Raw genomic sequence first — 20,848 nt, 5'->3', positions numbered from 1 at the left:
TTTCTTTTCTCTCATTAATGTCTACGCATAAATTGCTTTAGCGATATTTAGCAACTATATTTATTTTATGTTTACGTTATATTAACTTTTAATTTACTTTTGTATGGATAATATACAGCTCTTAATATCCATACAAACAAGTAAACAAAAAGTTATGCGAATATTTCATTATTTGAAATTGGAAGACTTAAGCATTTACAGCTTTAAATAAAATGAAATAATCTTTTAACCAGCGTTCGAAAAAGTAGATTAGTTTGGGTGTACCTGGTTAATTTATTGGCTGTCTTTTAACTTTTATTTATAAGTTATTAAAATAAGTAACTGAATATTATTGTAATTATTAATAGATAAGGGATTTCTATGAGATATTTAACGATAGCATTAATTTTACCTATAATGGCATTTGCTAAACAAATTCCATTCAATGAAGCAATGACTGCGGAAATTACTTCAGCAATTGTTAGCCAAAACTTACCAACAACGCACAAGTCATCAACAAAAATGTCTACTTTAGCTCCTCCTAGCGGTGGTGATCCCGGAGACGAACCTGGTGGTGGGGATGCTTATGGTATTGCCAATGAAGATATCTTAGCGCGTATGTCTGTAAAAGATTCTGTTACGCCTTATACAACCGACTTACTTGGCGAGCATATTGACCTTAACTCTGGCACGATAGGATTTAGCCATACTGATTTGGTGGCTAAAGGGATTGGCCCCGACATTGTCATAGCTCGAAAGTTCTATCCTGAAGCTGCCGGTTTAACTGCTTATAATTCAGCTTTTTTTGATGATTGGTTACTTGAAATTCCCGCGATTCATACCACACTACTTTTTAATGGTTCTCGATATTCAGGTTCATGGGGAATAGGCAAAGAATGCTCTGGTTCCTTAAACCCTGGCGGAATTTCTGATCATGGTAACGTGTTTGAATCTCATGAATACTGGAACGGTGACTCTCTTATTTTACCGGGTCGGCAAGAGAAGTTAGTTGAAAAAAACGGTAGAAAAACAAAATCTAATTGGAAGTTCGATTGTTTTACTCGTTCAGGTGGCAATGGCGAAGGCTTTATCGGTCACTCACCCGATGGGCTTAAGTACACTTTTGACAAAATGAGATTAATATCCTCTAAGGGTATTTATCGAGATTATAAAGTTACTTCTCGGTATCAAGCCTTTATGTTGGCTTCAAAAGTAGAAGATCGTTTCGGTAATTGGATTCAGTATAATTATTCTGGTAACAAGCTAACTTCAATAACGTCCAGTGATGGCAGAACAGTTCTTATGACTTATGGAACGGGATCCCATCTAAATCATATTACTAAAGTTTCTTATAACGGACGTCATTGGACATATTCATATGGGAGTACGGAAGGGCTAGATTCTGTCACCAGACCTGATGGTAAAAACTGGTTTTTTGATTTAAGCCCATATAGAAATGCTAAACCAACTGTTGGTACCAGGAACGGTGACAAAATGGATGATTGTGTATACACCATAAATTATACACCAAAAAACAGTACTGCAAGTATCACACACCCTGATGGTGTAACTGGCACATTTCAATTTGAAGGAAAAGTTCAAGGAAGAAGTAACACGCTTGTAACCACTACCAGTAATAACGGCCCCTATATACAGCCACAATGCTACGCAACCATGTCTATTATTGAAAAAGTGTTAGATGGACCGGGAATGTCCAAGATGACATGGAATTATGATTACTCTGAAAACACAGGTTTTGCCGCTAATGAAAATATCCAAAGTAGTATGTTATTAAAGGGTACATTACCGAGCAATATCAATAATAAAGATTATAAATGGACACAAGTAATAGCTCCAGATAACAGTCGAACAAAATATTATCATAACCGTGATTACTCCAGTTACTTAGATGGTAGCTTAGCCGCTGTAGAAGAATTTGATACAAACGGCGCGATGCTGCTCCAAACAAAGAAAACATTTACTCGTCAAAATATTGGTAATGTGGGATTTGAGTTAAGCAGTGGTGTTGCTCATTCAAACAGAGCGTTAATTGCTTCTGAAGTAAAAGAATACTATAGAGTAGGTGGTAAAGATGTTTTTACTCACCTAACCACCTCATATGATATTTATGGTAACCCAACGCAGGCACACCAATACAATGATGCTAATGGTAACAAACATAAATATATTCAAACCACCTATAATAATGATCCAACATACTGGCTAATTGGTCGGCCATATCAAACAAAGGTCTTTAACGGTACTATTTATGAAGAAGTAGCAAAAACGACTTATCACTCTGCTGCGGGGATCTACAAATCACAACCCGCTAACCAATACTCTTTTGGTCGTTGGCATACCAATTACACCTACTTATCGAATGGTCTACCTAATAAAATAACAAGAAATGCCAATAATCAGTGGGTAAAATACTCAAATTATTATCGTGGAATTCCTAGAACTATTCAGACACCTACGAGCCGCAGTACAGTTTCTCAATATGGTTATCGAATAGTCAATGCCAATGCTCAGGTTACTCGAGTAACGGATTTTGAAGGTAACTGTGAAAACTACAGCTATAACACTTTAGGGCGGTTAACCTTAATAGACCCTTGTGACGAAGAATGGTCAAATACCAATATTTCATATTCACAGTCATCAGGTGGTATTGGCGTTCCAGGAACAGTTTCAGGTATGACGGTTCAAACGGTTATTCAAGGTGACTACCGTAAACAGACTTTTTATGATGGACTATTGAGGCCATTGGCCGTAAAAGAGTGGGATAACGGCGATAGTAGTAATACAACAAGGTATGTAAGAACAAACTTTAACTACTTAAATAAACCAACTTTTCAAAGTCAGCAGACAAGTTCTGCGTCTACTTATTATGGTGTTAATTACAGCTATGATGGACTAGGGCGTCCAAAGACGGTTAATAACAATGCCATTTCAGGTCAAATATCTTATCGATATTTGGTTAATGACAAAGTAGAAGTTAATGATAATAAAGGCAATGTTACCACAACCACTTATTTGTCTTATGCATCACCTAGTCAATCAATGCCTATTTTAATTAACTCACCCGCTGATGTTAGTACAAGTATGGCCTACAATATCTACGGTAATGTTAGCAGCGTTAGCCAAGGCGGAGAGCATGAATACCGCGTTTATGATGATTATCAAAAGCTTTGTAAAGTTGTTAGAGAGGATGTTGGCCCGAGAGCTTATTCATTTGATAGTGTCGGACAGTTAAGCTGGAAAGCTTATGGAACGTCAATTAGTACTAGTACCACCTCGTGCGATAGTTTAGTAAGTAGTTCAAATAAAACGAATTACGTCTATGGATACAGAGGAAATACTATTTCAGAAACATATGAGGATGATAGAGCAAACAAAAGCTTTTATTATGATAGAAATGGTCAGTTAATTACCCTTAATACCGGAAGTGTTGCTAATCATTATTCATACAATAGTTTAGGGGGATTGGCCTCTGAAAGCTTATCTATAGACGGAAATACCTTCAACTTAATTTATCAAACGGATAATTTAGGTAATCAAAGTTCAATCACTTATCCCAGCGGGCAAGTGATGAATGTCAAGCATAATGCGTTAAGTCAACAATTGCGAGTGGGTAATTACGCAACGAATGCTAAGTATCATGCATTAGGTGCTATTAAGTCTCATAATTATAGCAATGGTTTTGTGTATTCTGCTACGCTAAACAGTGCTGGCTTACTTGCTTCAACCTATGATGTAAGAAGTGGTACTTATGCGATAAAACAGGCCATGACCTACGACTCAAATAATAATTTGACGTTCTTGGATGACCAAAAAAATAATGCCTATGACTTAAAAGCAACTTATGACGGGCTTAATAGGTTAAACCTGATCACCGATAGTTACTCGGGTACAGGAGATGTTAATTACGACACCAAAGGTAATATTACCTACTATAAGATAGGTTCTAAATCGATTGGGTATGCTTATGACAGCTTAAACCGTTTAAATTACACCACAGGAAGTAAATCATATAACTTTCTTTACGACAGTAGAGGGAATGTCACCTCAAATGGTCATGATAGCTTTTCGTATAATGTTGCCGGTCAAATGGACGAAGCAAGTGGCAATACTTATGTTTATGATGGCCATAACCGAAGAGTGAAAACAAACGATGGTTCAGGCTTAAGTTATTCGATGTACAGCTTATCTGGTCAGCTAATGTTTAGAAAAGTTGGTGGTGTTAACAAAGATTACTACCGTTTAGGTGGTAAATTAGTCGCTACAAAAAATTCCAGTGTAGAATTCATTCATACTGATTATTTAGGCAGTCCTGCGGCATTTAGTAACTTAGCGGGAGTGATTATAAAAACTCTACACTATCAACCTTTTGGTGAAACGATTGGAACACAAAGTGATGATGTAGGTTATACCGGACATAAGTTCGATACTGATATCGGCTTAAGTTATATGCAGGCACGATACTATGATCCAGTTATAGGGCGTTTCTACTCAAATGATCCGATAGGATTCCGTGATATTCATAGCTTTAACCGTTATGCTTATGCGAATAATAACCCTTATAAGTACATAGATCCTACTGGTGAAGCTTCATTTCTAGTTAGTAGGCCAATTAATAATCCTGTTATTGGTATGGTTGCCAATCACAATTTCATAGTTTCAAATGCTGATTTTGTTGGGGATAAGAATGCAACAATTCATTCGTATGGAAATAATGGAAAAGGGATAATGGGGAAAGTAACAGGAAAAACTCAGGGTACATCAAGTACTACCGGAGCTACTGACAGAGCAGCATGGGAAGCTCTTAGTTCTAATACTGAAGACTTGGGAGATCATATAACTCAAATCATAGCTAATGATTCAGACGTAGATAATGCTGCAACTTCAGTGGTTGAAAATAAGGAGTATTCGTACACTGGAGTTAATAGTAATAGTGCGGCTTCCGCTGTTGCTGATAAGGCTCAAGGTTCGACAGTTATCCTTCCTGATAGCCTTAAATCATCTCCCGGTAATAGCAATAGAGATCAAGTTGAATTTAAAGATAAGGAGATAAATTAATATGCCTATTAACGTTATAGCACTTCTCTCAGTCGCATTATTAGATATCATAATTTTGTTGACTCTATTTCCTACTCCTGTTAGGAGGCTTCTTTCAAACCTAATAGATCTTAGTGACGGCTCCTACCTGATAAATTTTTCGTTTGTCATTCTAGCTGCAAATATATTATTACTTATAGGGATATTGATAAATAAATGGAGGCATGGGCTGTTTGATGGTCAACTAAAAATACTAATCTATTTTGCTTTAACAACGGTTGTCATATACACAATTATTGGCTTAACAGCGCTCTATCAAATGTATGTTGTAGGTCTTCATTAGCCTGCTAATTGTTTAGCTCAAAATTAGTAATCATTTTTTAAAGTTAGCATTTAGGATATTGAATCCAAAGCCCCTGTCGGGGGCTTTATTTTTGGCTGCTTTTGAAGCCAAAAGGGATTGAACATTAGCCCCGTACTCTGCTGTTCTAGTGGTTCGCACTCGCGAGGCTTTTTGTTGCTTCAATGCTAAATAATATTGTCCAGCACTTAATCAATGCATAATCCCTAATGAGTGAATTTTTGCGCTTTAGAGTAGAATGAATTTCTCTATAAAATCTTAAGGGGTTACTAGTTGAAAGAAATCATTAAAGAAATGCTGGATAGAGTTGGTTTGTTGGGGTTTTCACAACGGGCTTTAGCTCTGCTTCGAAATTCAAGCATTAAAGAACAAAGTTTTCAAGATAACAAAGTAAAAGCTATTGGCGATATGGTCACATCATTAGCTTTATTTGTTGTACTGGCAAAACTAGCAAGCACCTATGTGCCATTTTTATATGAACTAAAAACGATAAAAGTAGTAGATGAGATTGCACTAGGCATATATTTGTTGGCTCAAACGTTTGTTGTATCAGTGGTTCTCATGCTCAGCTTATCAGTAGTACTTTTACCTAAAGGTATTAAATTTCATTCATTGATCTTCTATCATAATTTCAGGGTAAAGGCGCTTATAAATATTCCGTTCTTTGTATTGTTTTCGATCATGCTAGGTAAAACCTTCGATGGTAGTGGGTCGTTGGATTTCGAGTTTAATGATCCAAGATTGTATGTTGCACTTGCTTGCATCGCTTTAATGGCTTTTATTTTGATTAAGTTATTGTTCTTACCTTTGAAGGGATTACTATGACACTCACCAATAAATAACCAGAATTCACGTCACCTAATTCATTATAATCATATTTCACGCCTAGTAATTGTTTTTCACGCAGTTGATTTAAGTTTTCAGTCATAATATAGTTTGTAATTATTATTCATGAAGTAATACTTTATATAATTACTTTTCATGGGTGATAATCGTTTTTCATGGTAAATCATCATTTTTAGGTTGGTAATATGGTATTAGCTAAACGCGCAAAGTTTTTTGATGAAGAAGTATACCCAGAGCCTGGGGCAGAGCTGGTTGGATATGCTTGGCTTATCAATGAATTCCAACTAAGAGTTCCTGCTCCTAATGCTATTTGTGCAATTGTTCCAGCTAAGAATGCTAAGCGCAGTAAAGGAAGGTGGTTAATATGGGGAAGCCGTTATCAGCCTGAATCCCATTGGTTTGCACAATTAACATTTGCGTTGAAATACGAAGGTGTAGATTTAGCTATTATGCGAAGTTTCTTTGGCGCTTTGGCAACAGAAGACATTACCGCCTCAATTGAAAATGAAATAACAGGTGCTTATAGCCGTCGAATTTGGTTTTTCTATGAATGGCTTACTACGCAAGTACTACCCATTGAGGATATTACTACTGGGAACTATGTTGACGCGCTAAATGAAGAACTACAATTTGGCTGCGCCAAAACCAAAGTTTCACGCCAACGAATAAATAACAACTTACCTGGTGTTAATGGTTTTTGTCCTTTAATTAAAAAAACAGAGAAGCTTGTTCAATATATTGGGGAGAATTTAGACGAAAAAGCGGCAAAAAATATAGGAGCTGTTCACAGTGATTTACTTTCAAGAGCCGCTGCTTTTCTGCTGCTTTCAGATTCTAAGGCTTCGTATACCATTGAAGGAGAATCGCCTCCTCATAATCGTATAGAGCGATGGGGGAAAATCATCGGTCAAGCAGGCATGCAACCATTAACCGTAGATGAGATAGAACGTTTGCAAGAAGTCGTAATTCCTGATCGTCGATTTATCCTGCCGGGAATTCGTTGCGTTGGCGGTTTTGTAGGTGAGCATGATCGTGTGACCAACATACCAATACCTGAGCATATATCTGCAAAGCCAGAAGATATAGATGAACTGCTCGTTGCTTATCTAAGTGCTTATGAACTAATGAAAGGTTCAGGATTTCATCCTGTTTTAGCTGCTGCAATCATTGCCTTTTCGTTTGTAATTATTCATCCGTTAGAAGATGGTAATGGACGAATTCATCGCTACTTAATTCATCATGTATTAGCTGAAAGTGGCTTCACACCTAAAGGCGTAATCTTTCCCGTTTCAGCGGTGATTTTAGAAAGAATAGAAGAGTACAAAGCCGTGTTAGAGCAGTTTACACAACCGCGCTTAAAGTATATCGAATGGAAACCGACCGAAGATAATAATGTTCATGTAACAAACGAAACGGCTGACTTATATCGATATGGTGATATGACGTGCCAAGTAGAGTTTTTGTTTGAGTGTGTAAAAGAGACAGTAGACACAGTTCTTCCTGAGGAAGTTCTTTATCTCGAAAGATACGATGAGATTTGGAACTATGTAAATAATCGATTCGACATGCCTCAGAAGAGTTTAAGTTTACTACTTAATTTTTTGCGTCAGAGTAATGGTCAATTATCGAAGAGGGCCAAAACTAAGGAGTTCTCTGCACTAACTGATGTCGAAGTAAAAGAAATAGAAAGTAAATATCAAGAGGTGTTTGAGGTTGATTAAACTTAACCATTAATAGAATGAATAGTTAGTAAGCATATGAGAGAACAATACTGTTTACTAACTGTTCATTAAATATGCTAAATTTATGCGATTCAGTGACGAATTGATGATGTTCTTTAAAATACAGCCAAGGAAGTAAGGCCCTCTCTACAAAGCACTTTATTCCCATTTCAAAAGAAAGTAGTCTGGATCAAGATTCGGATTATTTATATGCAGGCACGATACTATGATCCAGTTATCGGACGTTTTTATAGTAATGACCCGATTGGTTGGAATCCTAGAAATTCGGTACACTCTTTTGGTAGATACACATATGCGAATAATAACCCTTATAAATATACTGACCCGACAGGTATGGAGGGTGAAGATTCATATAAAAGTGAAGTTTAAAAACCAATACTCAAAGATATTACGGTTAAAATAGATCTTGTAGTAACAATGGTAAATCTTGATGGTTCAATTACCTCAACCAGTGCAGACGGAACTACATCAGACACAGCGTCAACAAAACTTGATGAACTTGGCCCAATATCATTTGGCGCAAGTAAGGATAAAGCTACAGGAGAAACAACGCATAGTGTAGCGCTCGGAAAACAACTTGGGCCAGATGAGTTGAATGTTACTCCTTCAGTATCTGCTGATTCAAATGGTAATCTTACTGGTGCAGTTCTATTGAATGTTAGTAAAGTTGATCTAGCGGTTCAGGCACAAGTTCCTGCCTCTGGGATTGTTCACAACTTTAAAGTCTTACTTAAGCAGGCTGGGGATATCGCACTAACCTCTCCAACAGGGAATTAATAATCATGAAAGTATTGTTGTATTTATTCGTCATTTTGTATTGCGTAATTGGGCAAACCAATGAGAAGGTTGCTAATAGTGAAAATGATATTACTATAAAATATCAGGAGCTTAAAATGGCTGCTATTGACGGAGACATTAATAGTCAATATGAAATATTTAACTTTGTTAATAGTAACAATGATCCTAAATTAAATGAACATCTAACAGAAGCATTTAAATTTATGATTAAAGCTGGTGACGCAGGCCATACAGAAGCACAATTTACTATAGGTTCAATGTATCAAGCAGGAAACTTGTTAGAAAAAAATAGCGATGTTGCTCTTGGATGGCTTCTTGGCGCGGCTAAGAATGACCATAGAAAAGCACAACTTCTTGTAGGAAATAATTATTCTATTAGAGCTATTGATGCAACAGAAGCAAAAGTAAAAAATGAGAATAATGAATTAGCTATATATTGGTATGAAAAGTCCATTATTGATAGTTCCATAATGGCATTAAAGCAATATGGAATATTCCTTTTTATGATTGATACATTTTCGGCAAAAGCAGATAAATTGCTAAGTCAAGCAGCTGAAAGTGGTGATTCTGAAGCAATGTATTGGCTAGGTAAAATGTATGCTCATCGGTGGAGTGATAACAAAGGGGATGTTGAGTTTGAACTTGCCCATTCATGGCTTGAAAAAGCGAAACTAAATGGGTATAAATCTCAAGAATTTATCGATGGATTAAATGAAAGGAAGAAGAATTACCTAGAAAGAATAGCAAAAGAGAATAAAGAGGAACAATAACTCCGCAGTTGAAAGTCAGGTGTCACCACTTATTAGGCCACCCATAATAACTTATGCTGTTTTTTTTTAATAAACTAGACTTAAGTTACCCTTAATAAGTCGGGTGATCGTTATGCCTAAGCCTAGTTCACAAAAAATTATTTTATTGGATACACCTTTTTATCTCATTTGCGGTCGCACAGTTCGTAAGAATTTTGTTTGTGGGGTTGATAATGAAAAGGGGGCATAACTTGTATTTATAGATAGTTTTTAATGGAATTTAGCGACTTACTTCTAATGGTAAAGTCACTAAAGATTTTTAAACATATAGTTTAATAAACCTGGAGAACAACATGAAAAAATTTACTACGTTTATAGCTCGCTGCATTATTTTAGTGTCGACTATCATCACAACATCGTATGCCAATGATCAGATAACAGATAAACAAATATATCAGTTAATGGATAAATCAGGGATAACCCAGTCAATTGAAGGACTACCGCTACAATTGCAAGCGATGGGACAACAAATGGCTTTAACGGCTAAAAATCCAGTTGAACATGAAAAATTTATGCAAGTGTTTGTATCGTCATTAAATCCTGATGTGATGCTAAACAAAATGACTGAAAACATAAGGAAGAATGTCTCATTAGCTGAACTACAGCCGATTCTTAAGTGGTTGGATAGTGATCTTGCTTCTCGCGTTGTAAGTGCTGAGCTTCAATCTACCGATCCAAAGTTTCAGCAAAACTTAATGCTTTATATGGCTGAGTTGCAATCAAGCCCGCCATCTCCTGAGAGAACAAAAGTAATTATTCATTATGTTGAGTCATCAGAAATTGTAGAACAAGGGATGAATTTGATGATGGCGATGTTAGAAAATATGTTTGAAGCGTTGAAAATCACCCAACCAGAAAATGTTGAGCTTGCCACGCAACTCGATGCTCAATTAGAACAAATGGCGGTCAATATAAAGCCTTCAATGGAACAGCAAATGGTTTTAACGTCATATTTTATTTATCGTGACATCAGTAATGAAGATCTAAATGAATATAGTAATTTTTATAAGCAAGCTACCGGGAAAAAGTATTTGTCGCTGATGGTCGGTGCTATTGGCGATGGAATGAATGATTGGGGTACATCACTTATTCATCAAATATCAAAAGACAAAAGCTAGAGTTCTAAGGTTGTGGGTATTTATTTACCCATATTAGCCTCGAAAGGTACTTTAAATAAAGGTACGGAAACGAAGTTCCTTATAGCTATTGATAACAAGACTTCGTTACTGCTATTAATAAAAAGTCTGTTTAACGACGTTAAACAGACTTCAAAAAACCTACGGTGATAATTAGACAAGTGCTGCGAATTATCCTGCCACTATCATCAGTTTTACGCTATAAAACTGTTAATTATTTGCTAACTTTTGCATTAAATAAGTATGTTGCAGTGCGATTCGCTTGGCGGTTTCTTTAAGGTTGGCAGCAGCAGAGTGCCCACCATCAATGTTTTCATAGTATAAAAATTTATGCCCTTGGTCTTCCATGCGTTTCGCTACTTTTCGAGCATGTCCCGGATGGACACGATCATCTTTAGTCGATGTTATAAAGAAGACTTCTGGATAATCTACAGCAGGGTCAATATTATGATAAGGCGAAATGCTCCGCAAAAACTTACCTTCAATTTCGTTTTCAGGGTCGCCATATTCGCCCATCCATGAGGCACCTGCTAATAGGGTATGATAGCGCATCATATCAAGCAGGGGCACAGCACATATTACCGCATTGAATAAATCAGGACGTTGGGTAAACATCACCCCCATTAACAAGCCTCCATTTGAGCCACCTTCGATACCTAAATGCTCAGGAGACGTTATTTTTTTGGTGATTAAATCTTGAGCGACAGCAATAAAATCATCATAAATACGTTGGCGATTGGTTTTTAAACCAGCCTGATGCCATTTAGGTCCATATTCGCCACCGCCTCTAATGTTGGCTAAGACATAGACACCGCCTCTTTCTAACCACAACTTTCCGCGAGTAGCCGAATAACTAGGGTTTAGAGAAACTTCAAAGCCGCCATAGCCATACAAAAGAGTTGGGTTTTTACCATCTAACTTTGTGTTCTTGTGTCGAACAACAAAGTAGGGAACTTGAGTACCGTCGGTTGAAGAAACAAAAAATTGTTCACTAACCATGCTTTCAGCATCAAACCAGCTAGGTAAAGATTTCGCTTTAGCTTTTTCGCCTGTTGCGGTGTTATAAGTATAAAGTGTGTCAGGATTAAGAAAGCTCTCTGCTGAAATAAAAGCAATTTCTTCTTTACTGTTGGTACTGCCAATTGAGACGGAGCCATTAGCTGGAAAGTCTAATTTTTTAGAGGTCCATTTATTGTCATGCCAATCGAATTGATGAGCAGAGCCGGTTACATCATGGTAGATGCTCATCAGTACTTTAGATTTTGTGACGTCAAAGTTACCAATTGAAGATTTTTCATCAGGACTAAAAACAAGGTTAACAAGGTCAATTTTGCCATCATTCATAAAATCATCAATGTTAAAGCTGACTAGGTCGCCTAGTTTGAATCCACGCCAGTTTTCGTTTAATTTGACAATCATTTGCCCTTTAAACTCACCACTTAAATTTGATTTTTTAGGTATTGGTAATTTGATTTTTTCACTGATGCTGCCATCACTTTTGCGTGGAAACCAATAATATTCGGTGTCATAAAAGGTTAATGCCCGGGTAGTAATAATTTCGCGGCGGCCATCACTTAGCTCTGTTATGCCCCCCCAATAGCCAACATCTGTTTGCTCGCCACGGTCAATTTCAACGGCACTCGATAAAGCAGTACCGCGTTGCCATATTTTAGAAACCATAGGGTAACCAGATGTTGTCATGGTGTTTTCACCAAAATCAACCCCGATAATTAAGGTGTTTTTGTCTAGCCAATCTATACTGCCTTTGCTTTCTTGGGTGATAAAACCATCGGTTACAAAAGTTTGAGTTTTGGTATTAAACTCACGTTGAATAACGGCATCTTTACCGCCATCAGAAAGGCTGACCATGCAAATTTCATAATCAGGTGAAAGGCAGTTATTGCCTTTGTAGACCCAGTTTTTATTTTCACTTTTTGACAGAGCGTCAAAGTCTAAAACAGTTTGCCAAACCGGAGTGTCTGAAAGGTAACTACTGAGGGTCGATTTTCTCCATATCCCCCTTTCATGTTGCTCATCTTGCCAAAAATTATGCACTTCTCCATTTCGATAAGACGCGTATGGAATTTTGTCTTTACTGTTAACAATCTCCAACACTTCGCTATTCATTTTTTCAAATAGAGGGTCTGCCATTAGGCGGTCGAGGGTGCGGGTATTCCAGCTTTTTACTTCAGTTAATGCTTTGTCACCTAAAACTTCCTCAAGATATAAATGATCTTGATCAGTTTTTCCTAAGGTGTCATAGGTAATAGTTTTATCAAGGTTTTCCACTTTCATTACGGGGGCCTTATTAGGTTCTTTATCATTTTGGCAAGCGGTGAGTGAAAGTGCTGCGCATAAAAATAGGGTTTTCTTGGGGTGATTCAATACAGACATAGTTCCCTTCTATTAAGATTTTGCTGAATATGCATCAATATAAACAGAGTTCGGCATTACATTCAAGTCGCAGCTGAAATAATTGATTTTGCTTGGTTTAGTCTTTATATAGCTTGTTGCGATCTTTTATTGTTTATACCGTAATTAATAACAGATAGACTGCGGTCATTAATTACTTAACGATAGAATTTATGGGCTATTTATTTGCAGTTACCCTGCTATGGGCATTTTCATTTAGTTTAATTGGCGTTTATTTGGCAGGGCAGGTTGATGCATGGTTTAGCGTGCTTATGCGTATAACGCTTGCTACCTTAGTCTTTTTACCTTTTTTGAAATTAACACAAACACCAAAGCCCTTAGCGCTAAAGCTTATGATGATAGGCGCTGTGCAACTTGGCGTTATGTATAGCTTTTATTATCATTCCTTTTTATATTTATCTGTACCGGAAGTCTTATTGTTTACGGTAATGACGCCTATCTATATTACGCTATTAAATGATGCCCTTGAAAAACACTTTAACCCTAAATTTTTTCTAACTGCCGTTATCGCCGTCGGTGGCGCTGTAGCTATCCGTTATGAAAGTATTAACAGCAACTTTTGGACAGGCTTTCTGCTCGTACAAGCCGCCAACATCTGTTTTGCAACTGGACAAGTTACTTACAAACGCTTAATGGCTAATAGCAAGTTAGATGATAAAACGGTCTTTGGTTGGTTTTTTATTGGTGCATTAATCGTTGCTGTTGTTTGCTATGCCTTATTCGGCAATTCAGATAAATTACCCAATACAGCAACGCAATGGGGTGTCCTTATTTACCTAGGCATTGTAGCGTCGGGTTTAGGCTACTTTGGCTGGAATAAAGGTGCTACCTTAGTCAATGTCGGTGCATTAGCCGTGATGAATAATTTACTTATTCCAGCAGGTATTATTGTGAACGTACTTATTTGGAACAGAGATGCCGACCTAGTGAAGTTAAGTATTGGCGCGGGAATTATTTTAGCCGCATTATTATTCAACCATATAAATAATAGAGAATAGTATTTATAAAGGCTCTACTTATTGTTAGTTTCAACGTACGACTTTATTCAAAAGGGCAATGACTAAATTTAGTTGTCTGAAACAATGAACAGCGCTTTATAACGTGCTTACGGTTTCTCTTTTATTGATAAAAGATGATAAAAAGACTAGTCATTATTTTACGATAATAGTCGACAATTGTTAGCCACTTGTTGTGATGTTAAATAAGGAATATATGCAGAATTTTTCATGGGTCTACGACCAAGCCGACATTGATTGGCAGCAGTTATCAAGGTTATATCGTATTGCGCCTTTAGGTAATAAAGCCAAAGACGACCTTAATATTGTTTTTTCAAACAGTAAGTTTAAATGCTTTATTTATGAAAAACAAAAGCTTATTGGTGCAGGGAGAGCTTTAGCTGACGGACTTGATTGTTCATATATATGTGACGTTGCCATTCATCCTGAATATCAGGGGATGGGCTTAGGGCGTAAAATGATTAATCAATTAGTTGAGTTATCTTTCGGACATAAAAAAATAATATTATATGCTAATCCGGGTAAAGAAGGTTTTTATAAAAAGCTTGGCTTTAAACAAATGAATACGGCAATGGCTATTTTTAGTAATGAACAGCAGGCAATCGATGTTGGCATATTAAGTTCAACATAAGGTCAATCTATAAAGACCAAAACAACGAAGATAATTTTCTATGTTGCCTAAGCCTAAGCTATAGCCAGCAAAAAATACTTAGTTGATGGGATCGAGTGTAGAGGTTAAACAAGTCATAAAAGCTTTACTCGCTTTAGAAAGGTAATGATCTTTTTTCCATGCCAAACTCAATTTAAAGGCGAGTTTTGGTTCAAACGGAATTGATGTTATCTGCTGTTCATTTTGCAAAATACGCGATAAACAGGTAGTGATACCTACTTCATTGCGAACCAATGATTTTTGCAGTTCAATAAGATTCGTTTCCATACGTATGTCTAATGATAAGTTATGCGCTTTTGCATAGTGGCTAACCACTTCACGTAAAAAATAACCTTGATGAAACAACACCAGTGGCTCTTGACAAAATTGTGCCAATGATAAAGTTTCTTCTTTTGCTAGCGGGTGTGAAATCGCCATAGCAGCAACAATTTCCTCATCAATAAGTTCGGTATAACGCAGTTGTTGATTCTCTAAATCACCGCGGATCAAGGCTAAGTCGAGTTCGCCATTCATTAACATTTTCTCGAGTGCCGCTGTGCCTTGGTCAATCAAGTGTATTTTTATTTTTGGATACTTTTGCTTAAATGCCGTTAATACTTTCGGAAAATAATATGAGCCCATCATCGCGGAAACACCAAAGCGAATGGTACCTCGTTCTAAATCTTTCAGTTCTTCTAACTCTAATTCAACTTGTTTTGCTTGGCTTAATAATTGTGTTGCCAGTTTATAGAGCACTTCACCTTCAGCGGTTAATAAGGAGTTTTTATCGGTACGATTAATTAGCTTCAAACCAACTTCTTGTTCTAGCTTTTGAATAGCTATACTCAACGCTGGCTGAGCAATACCTATTTTATGTGCAGCCCGAGTAAAATTGCCTAATAAGGCTAATTGACAAAAATATGCTAAACGCTTTAAATTCATATTAAGCCTACTGATAAGTAAAAGTTATGATAAATATAATAACTATATATTATATTTATTTTTATTTTGAGGATAGAGTTAACGTATAAATATAAACTTTAGCGCATAACCGCCTACTAATGGAGTTACCTGATGAGCGACAAATTAACGCCTTTCAACTGGCAAGACCCGATGTTCCTTGATAATCAATTAACCGAAGAAGAGCGTATGATACGCGATACCGCTTATGATTATTGCCAAGAAAAATTGATGCCCAGAGTACTCGAAGCCAATCGACATGAACATTTTGACCGAGAAATAATGCGTGAATTAGGTCAATTGGGTTTACTAGGGGCTACTTTGCCTGCTAAGTATGGTGGCAGTGAAGTTAATTATGTTAGCTATGGCTTAATCGCTCGTGAAGTAGAACGCGTTGACAGTGGCTATCGTAGCGCGATGAGTGTGCAATCATCACTCGTTATGCATCCTATCTATGCCTATGGTACAGAAGAGCAGCGGATGAAATATTTACCTAAACTTGCTTCCGGCGAATGGGTGGGTTGTTTCGGGTTAACTGAGCCTAATTCAGGTAGTGATCCTGCTTCAATGAGCACGCACGCCAAGAAAGTTGAGGGTGGCTATGCTTTAACGGGCAGTAAAATGTGGATCACCAATTCGCCTATCGCTGATGTGTTTGTTGTTTGGGCAAAGTTTGAAGGAATAATTCGCGGCTTTGTGCTTGAAAAAGGTATGACAGGGTTAACAGCACCGAAAATCGAGGGCAAATTTTCTTTACGTGCTTCAATCACTGGCGAAATTGTTATGGATAACGTTTTTGTACCCGATGAAAATATGTTCCCAGAGATTAAAGGCTTAGCAGGGCCTTTTGGTTGTTTAAATAAAGCGCGCTATGGCATCGCTTGGGGCTCTTTAGGGGCTGCAGAGTTCTGTTTTAATGCCGCAAGACTTTACACGATAGACCGTGAGCAATTTGGTCGCCCCTTGGCTGCTAACCAATTAATTCAAAAGAAACTTGCCGATATGCAAACTGAGATAAGTCTTGGTCTACAAGGTTGCTTACAAATGGGACGGTTAATGGATGCGGATCAATGTCCGGTTGAATTAATTTCACTATTGAAACGTAATAATTGTGGTAAGTCGCTTGATATTGCTCGTGTTGCACGTGATATGCACGGTGGCAATGGCATCAGTGATGAGTATGGGGTTATTCGCCATATGATGAATCTTGAAGCGGTTAATACCTATGAAGGTACCCATGATGTTCATGCCCTGATTTTAGGTCGTGCCATTACCGGTTTACAAGCTTTTTGCTAATGACAGATACTCCTAAAAACGTAAACCCTCCATCGGCATTAGCAGGTATCAAGGTAGTCGATTTAAGCCGGATACTTGCGGGGCCTTGGGCCTCGCAAATGCTCGCTGATCTGGGGGCTGAGGTGATAAAAGTTGAACGGCCAAAAGTAGGTGATGACACCCGCTTTTGGGGGCCTCCTTTTGTAAAACCCCAAACAGCCAGTCAACCGCCACAAGCGGCGTACTTTCATTGCGCTAATCGCAACAAGAAATCTATTGCCATTGATATTCAATGTCAGCAAGGTCAACAGATCATTAAAGATTTAGTGGCGCAGTCAGACGTTTTTATTGAAAACTTTAAAGTCGGTGATTTAGCTAAATATGGTTTAGATTATGCTGAGTTGAAAAAAATTAATCCTAATTTGGTGTATTGTTCAATTACTGGCTATGGGCAAACGGGTCCTTATGCTCACAAACCCGGTTACGATGCCATGATACAAGGCGAGGGTGGCCTAATGAGTATTACCGGTGAACAGCAAGGCAGTCCAATGAAGGTTGGGGTTGCAGTCGTGGATATTATGACAGGGCTATATAGCTGTAACGCTATCTTAGCCGCTCTTATGGCTAGGCATCACACCAAGTGTGGTCAATATATTGATATGGCTTTACTTGATGTTCAAACAGCAATGCTGGCTAATCAAGCGATGAATTACTTAACCACTAATGAAAACCCACCTCGATTAGGTAATGCACACCCAAACATCGTGCCCTATCAAACGTTTACCACCCAAGACGGTGACTTAATTTTAGCCATCGGCAATGACAGCCAATTTTCAAGGTTTTGTCATTTGTGTCAGCTAAACGAGTTTGCAGCAGACGACCGCTATAGCACGAATGCTCAACGGGTTCTTCATCGAGACGATGTGGTGTCGACATTGGCTAAAAAAATAAAGACACAAACAACGCAGTGGTGGATAGCGCAACTTGAATTGATATCAGTACCTTGTGGACCGGTAAATACCCTAGAGCAAGTATTTGACCATCCTCAAATAAAACACCGAGCTATGGTTAAGCAACTGCCAAACGATAATGGCGATTTAATCGATGTTGTGGCATCACCCATTAATCTGTCGGCGACACCTCTGCAATACCATAGTGCAGCACCCGAGTTAGGACAGCATACCTACTTTGTTTTAAAGGATATGCTTAACTATGATGACGCCATTATCTCAAGTGCTTTTGAGCAAGGTGTTGTTGCTTAGTCGTAAGAACCAGCAAAGCTTAGCGGTTATCTCACTTATTTCTCTTTAACGGAGCTGGTCGGATAACCAAAGAGTACCTTCAGTTTTGCTTTCATGCCTTTACTGGTCAACATACTGCTTATTAAATAACGCCATTGATGAAAGGTAATCGTCAGTGGGTTATTACTGTGCAGTTGTCCAACAATACCGTATTTACAAGGTTTCTCTGATTCTTCCTCGGCAAAGGTGCCAAATAATTTATCCCAAATAATCAGAACCCCAGCAAAATTTTTATCAAGGTAACCTGCATTTATTGCATGGTGAACCCTGTGATGCGATGGGGTATTAAAAACTTTTTCGAACCACCCTAACTTATTCACAACTTGAGTGTGCACAAAAAATTGATAAGCCAAATTAAGTGCCACTACAGTAAATACGGTAATGGGGTCAAAACCTATTAATATCATCGGCAACCAAAATAGCCACATACCGGCAAGCGGATACATTAAGCTCTGTCTAAAGGCGGTAGTAAAGTTCATTTTGGTCGAACTATGATGAACAACATGGGCGGCCCATAACCAATGAATATGGTGCGATGCCTTATGAAACCAATAATACAAGAAGTCTTGCAAGATAAAGGCGCCAAAAATACTGATAGGGGTTAGCGCTATATCAAATAGTCGATAATCATAAAGCCAATAAAAAAAGGGCATTAATATCAGTAAGGCGACAGCATCTGCACCTTGATGCATCAGAGCCAGTGCCGTGTTGGCGAAGCTGTCTTTGATATCGTAATAACGGCGATATTTAATAAATTCTAACGTAACAAAAATAATAAAGACTGGGCTTAGCGCCAGTAAAATAATTTCTATGGACATACCATGTCACCTTTAAAGTGTAACGCTAATTTTTTAAGTGCTTGCACTAAATCTTTTCTAATAAAAAAAGCCAGTATAAAGCTCGGTAACCACCAGGGGGCTTTGCAGCTAATATGGTAGGTAACTTCAGTGGTTGCTGGGATGTTACTATCTTTAGCCAAGTCTTTTTCATTAAAATAAATGTCGCCGCGATGCTCTGCAACGGGTTTATTACCCATTAATTGATAACTTATATGGTGATGGTCAGCGCTAATAATACGCTCAGAAAACTTAATGCCACTGATTTTTACTTGCCTAATAGCGCCTTTACCTCCTTTTAGTTCATCTTTATTTTGTGGTTGAATCAGGCTAAAAGTTGCATCAAAAAAACGACTTAATTGCTGATGCTCTAGCAAGGTCTCGCAAATTTGTTGCGGCGTTGCATTGATATTCTGTTTTAAGGTTATTGAGATCATAGTTACAACGCACCACTCTTGATAATTACCACTAGTATAAAAAAAACTTCCGTGGCAGACTTGCTCATAGATGACCATTTTTTAGCTTTAGGTGACAAATGACTACGTTGGCCGATCATTATTATACAAGTTGCCTTGATTACCTTGAAACGCTTGGTTTAGAGAGTCAAAGCGTTTTGTCAGCGATACACTTTGATGAATACGCTAATAAGCAAGCACAACAGTTAGCGCCTCGCATTAGTTTAGGCAGTTATAATGCACTGCTTGATTATGCGCAACAGACTCTAAATGAGCCAATTTTTGGATTTAAATTAGGTCAGCAGATCAGAGCCGCCGATTTTGGTGTGCTGGGTTATCTCATCGAATCGAGTAATAATTTAGCAAGCGCAATTTCATCGCTGTTAATTTATGACCGTTTGGTCGCTGATATCGGCAAGGCTGAATTTGAACAACAAGAAGATATTGCTATTATTCGATGGTTGCCAGACGCAAGCTGCAGCCCGCAGGCTATTTTACGTAATATGACGGCTTGGGTCAGTGTTATTCGCCAATTGCTTAACTCCCAGCTTTCACCTAGTTATATTTTTTTTACTGAGTCTTGGCCTGATATTGAAATAAAGAGACTCGCTGATTGGTTTAACTGCCCGATTAAAACTAATGCACAATATAATCAAATTATCTTTCCTAGTAGCTATTTAGCACTGCCTTTTAAAACTGATAACGCCGCTATTAATTTAGCACTTAAACAAGTATCGGCGCAGCAATTGTCAGGTTTTAAAAGCCAACAGTGCTTAGCCGAGAAAATAAGCCATCTCCTAATGGCTAAAAATGATTTGGACGATTGCAATTTAATACGCACAGCAAGTGCTTTAAACATGACAGTTCGAACGGTGCAACGTCAGTTAAAACAACAACAGACCTCGTTTGCTTATTTACTTGAAAGCGAACGCAAAAGGCGGTTACAAGGCTATATGGGTAAATATCCCTTAGGTACTATCGCCTTAAAACTTGGTTTTAACGATCAAAGTTCTTTTAATCGCGCATTTAAACGTTGGTATGGTTGCAGCCCTCTGTATTACTTAAAATATAAATTAATTAAAACATAAGTTTATTCTTCTGGGGGGCGCTAGATAAACCCCAGCAGGTAATGATATTTGTGAGCATTCTTATCAGTTAAAAGTTAGCCGTAAAATAAAAAAACGGCTTTGAATTAAA

15 protein-coding genes and 1 pseudogene are annotated in these 20,848 nt (G+C 37.7%); 12 read left to right on the top strand and 4 right to left on the bottom strand.

Translation table 11 applies throughout. The features are described 5' to 3' along the window. Positions 1-360: 360 nt before the first annotated feature. The 7 genes and pseudogenes from H4J56_RS11610 to H4J56_RS11580 all read left to right on the top strand — a co-directional run bounded on the left by H4J56_RS11610 (position 361) and on the right by H4J56_RS11580 (position 10,708). The gene (locus H4J56_RS11610) at positions 361-5,055 is read left to right on the top strand and encodes an RHS repeat domain-containing protein (RefSeq protein ID WP_182259343.1); all 4,695 of its coding nucleotides are present in this window, start codon (positions 361-363) and stop codon (positions 5,053-5,055) included. Positions 5,056-5,668: 613 nt separating this feature from the next. Then, positions 5,669-6,220, top strand: a complete 552-nt coding sequence (locus H4J56_RS11605) for a hypothetical protein (RefSeq protein ID WP_182259342.1) — start codon at positions 5,669-5,671, stop codon at positions 6,218-6,220. A gap of 206 nt (positions 6,221-6,426) precedes the next feature. Continuing rightward, positions 6,427-7,962, top strand: a complete 1,536-nt coding sequence (locus H4J56_RS11600; RefSeq protein WP_182259341.1) for a Fic family protein — start codon at positions 6,427-6,429, stop codon at positions 7,960-7,962. A gap of 177 nt (positions 7,963-8,139) precedes the next feature. Continuing rightward, positions 8,140-8,352: pseudogene (locus H4J56_RS11595) on the top strand (RHS repeat-associated core domain-containing protein); the annotation flags it as partial. A 48-nt stretch (positions 8,353-8,400) separates the two neighbouring features. After that, positions 8,401-8,760, top strand: coding sequence for a hypothetical protein (locus H4J56_RS11590; RefSeq protein ID WP_182259339.1), 360 nt, complete (start codon positions 8,401-8,403; stop codon positions 8,758-8,760). A gap of 5 nt (positions 8,761-8,765) precedes the next feature. Beyond that, positions 8,766-9,551, top strand: a complete 786-nt coding sequence (locus tag H4J56_RS11585) for a tetratricopeptide repeat protein (protein WP_182259338.1) — start codon at positions 8,766-8,768, stop codon at positions 9,549-9,551. Between the two features lie 332 nt (positions 9,552-9,883). Next, entirely contained in the window at positions 9,884-10,708 is an 825-nt protein-coding gene (locus H4J56_RS11580; protein WP_182222439.1) for a hypothetical protein, read from the top strand. A 228-nt stretch (positions 10,709-10,936) separates the two neighbouring features. Here the strand turns inward: H4J56_RS11580 and H4J56_RS11575 are convergent, their stop codons facing one another. After that, positions 10,937-13,120, bottom strand: a complete 2,184-nt coding sequence (locus H4J56_RS11575) for a prolyl oligopeptidase family protein (RefSeq protein ID WP_182259337.1) — start codon at positions 13,118-13,120, stop codon at positions 10,937-10,939. Positions 13,121-13,311: 191 nt separating this feature from the next. On the opposite strand from H4J56_RS11575, the gene H4J56_RS11570 reads away from it, so the two are divergent. Together H4J56_RS11570 and H4J56_RS11565 are read left to right on the top strand one after the other, a co-directional pair. After that, complete coding sequence (locus tag H4J56_RS11570; RefSeq protein ID WP_182215948.1) at positions 13,312-14,157, top strand: carboxylate/amino acid/amine transporter; 846 nt, start codon at positions 13,312-13,314, stop codon at positions 14,155-14,157. A 214-nt stretch (positions 14,158-14,371) separates the two neighbouring features. After that, the gene (locus H4J56_RS11565) at positions 14,372-14,806 is read left to right on the top strand and encodes a GNAT family N-acetyltransferase (protein WP_182215950.1); all 435 of its coding nucleotides are present in this window, start codon (positions 14,372-14,374) and stop codon (positions 14,804-14,806) included. Positions 14,807-14,884: 78 nt separating this feature from the next. On the opposite strand, the gene H4J56_RS11560 is transcribed toward H4J56_RS11565, so the two are convergent. Then, a complete protein-coding gene (locus H4J56_RS11560; RefSeq protein WP_182215951.1) occupies positions 14,885-15,766 on the bottom strand; it encodes a LysR family transcriptional regulator in 882 nt (293 codons plus the stop codon). A 132-nt stretch (positions 15,767-15,898) separates the two neighbouring features. On the opposite strand from H4J56_RS11560, the gene H4J56_RS11555 reads away from it, so the two are divergent. Both H4J56_RS11555 and H4J56_RS11550 read left to right on the top strand, forming a co-directional pair. Then, positions 15,899-17,080 carry an acyl-CoA dehydrogenase gene (locus H4J56_RS11555; protein ID WP_182222437.1) on the top strand — a complete coding sequence of 394 codons (1,182 nt, stop codon included), beginning with the start codon at positions 15,899-15,901 and terminating at the stop codon, positions 17,078-17,080. Next, positions 17,080-18,321 (top strand): CaiB/BaiF CoA-transferase family protein, encoded by a 1,242-nt coding sequence (locus H4J56_RS11550; RefSeq protein WP_182259336.1) that lies wholly within the window; start codon positions 17,080-17,082, stop codon positions 18,319-18,321. The genes H4J56_RS11555 and H4J56_RS11550 overlap by 1 nt, the downstream gene beginning before the upstream one ends. A 35-nt stretch (positions 18,322-18,356) precedes the next feature. On the opposite strand, the gene H4J56_RS11545 is transcribed toward H4J56_RS11550, so the two are convergent. After that, complete coding sequence (locus tag H4J56_RS11545) at positions 18,357-19,178, bottom strand: sterol desaturase family protein (RefSeq protein ID WP_182250864.1); 822 nt, start codon at positions 19,176-19,178, stop codon at positions 18,357-18,359. After that, complete coding sequence (locus H4J56_RS11540) at positions 19,169-19,633, bottom strand: SRPBCC family protein (protein WP_182250863.1); 465 nt, start codon at positions 19,631-19,633, stop codon at positions 19,169-19,171. Before H4J56_RS11540 ends, H4J56_RS11545 begins: the two co-directional genes overlap by 10 nt. A gap of 98 nt (positions 19,634-19,731) precedes the next feature. On the opposite strand from H4J56_RS11540, the gene H4J56_RS11535 reads away from it, so the two are divergent. Further along, the gene (locus H4J56_RS11535) at positions 19,732-20,739 is read left to right on the top strand and encodes an AraC family transcriptional regulator (RefSeq protein WP_182222433.1); all 1,008 of its coding nucleotides are present in this window, start codon (positions 19,732-19,734) and stop codon (positions 20,737-20,739) included. Positions 20,740-20,848 lie beyond the last annotated feature (109 nt).

This window comes from Colwellia sp. BRX8-4, assembly GCF_014077345.1.
Taxonomy (GTDB): domain Bacteria; phylum Pseudomonadota; class Gammaproteobacteria; order Enterobacterales; family Alteromonadaceae; genus Colwellia_A.
This window is presented reverse-complemented; position numbering and strand designations above follow the sequence as displayed.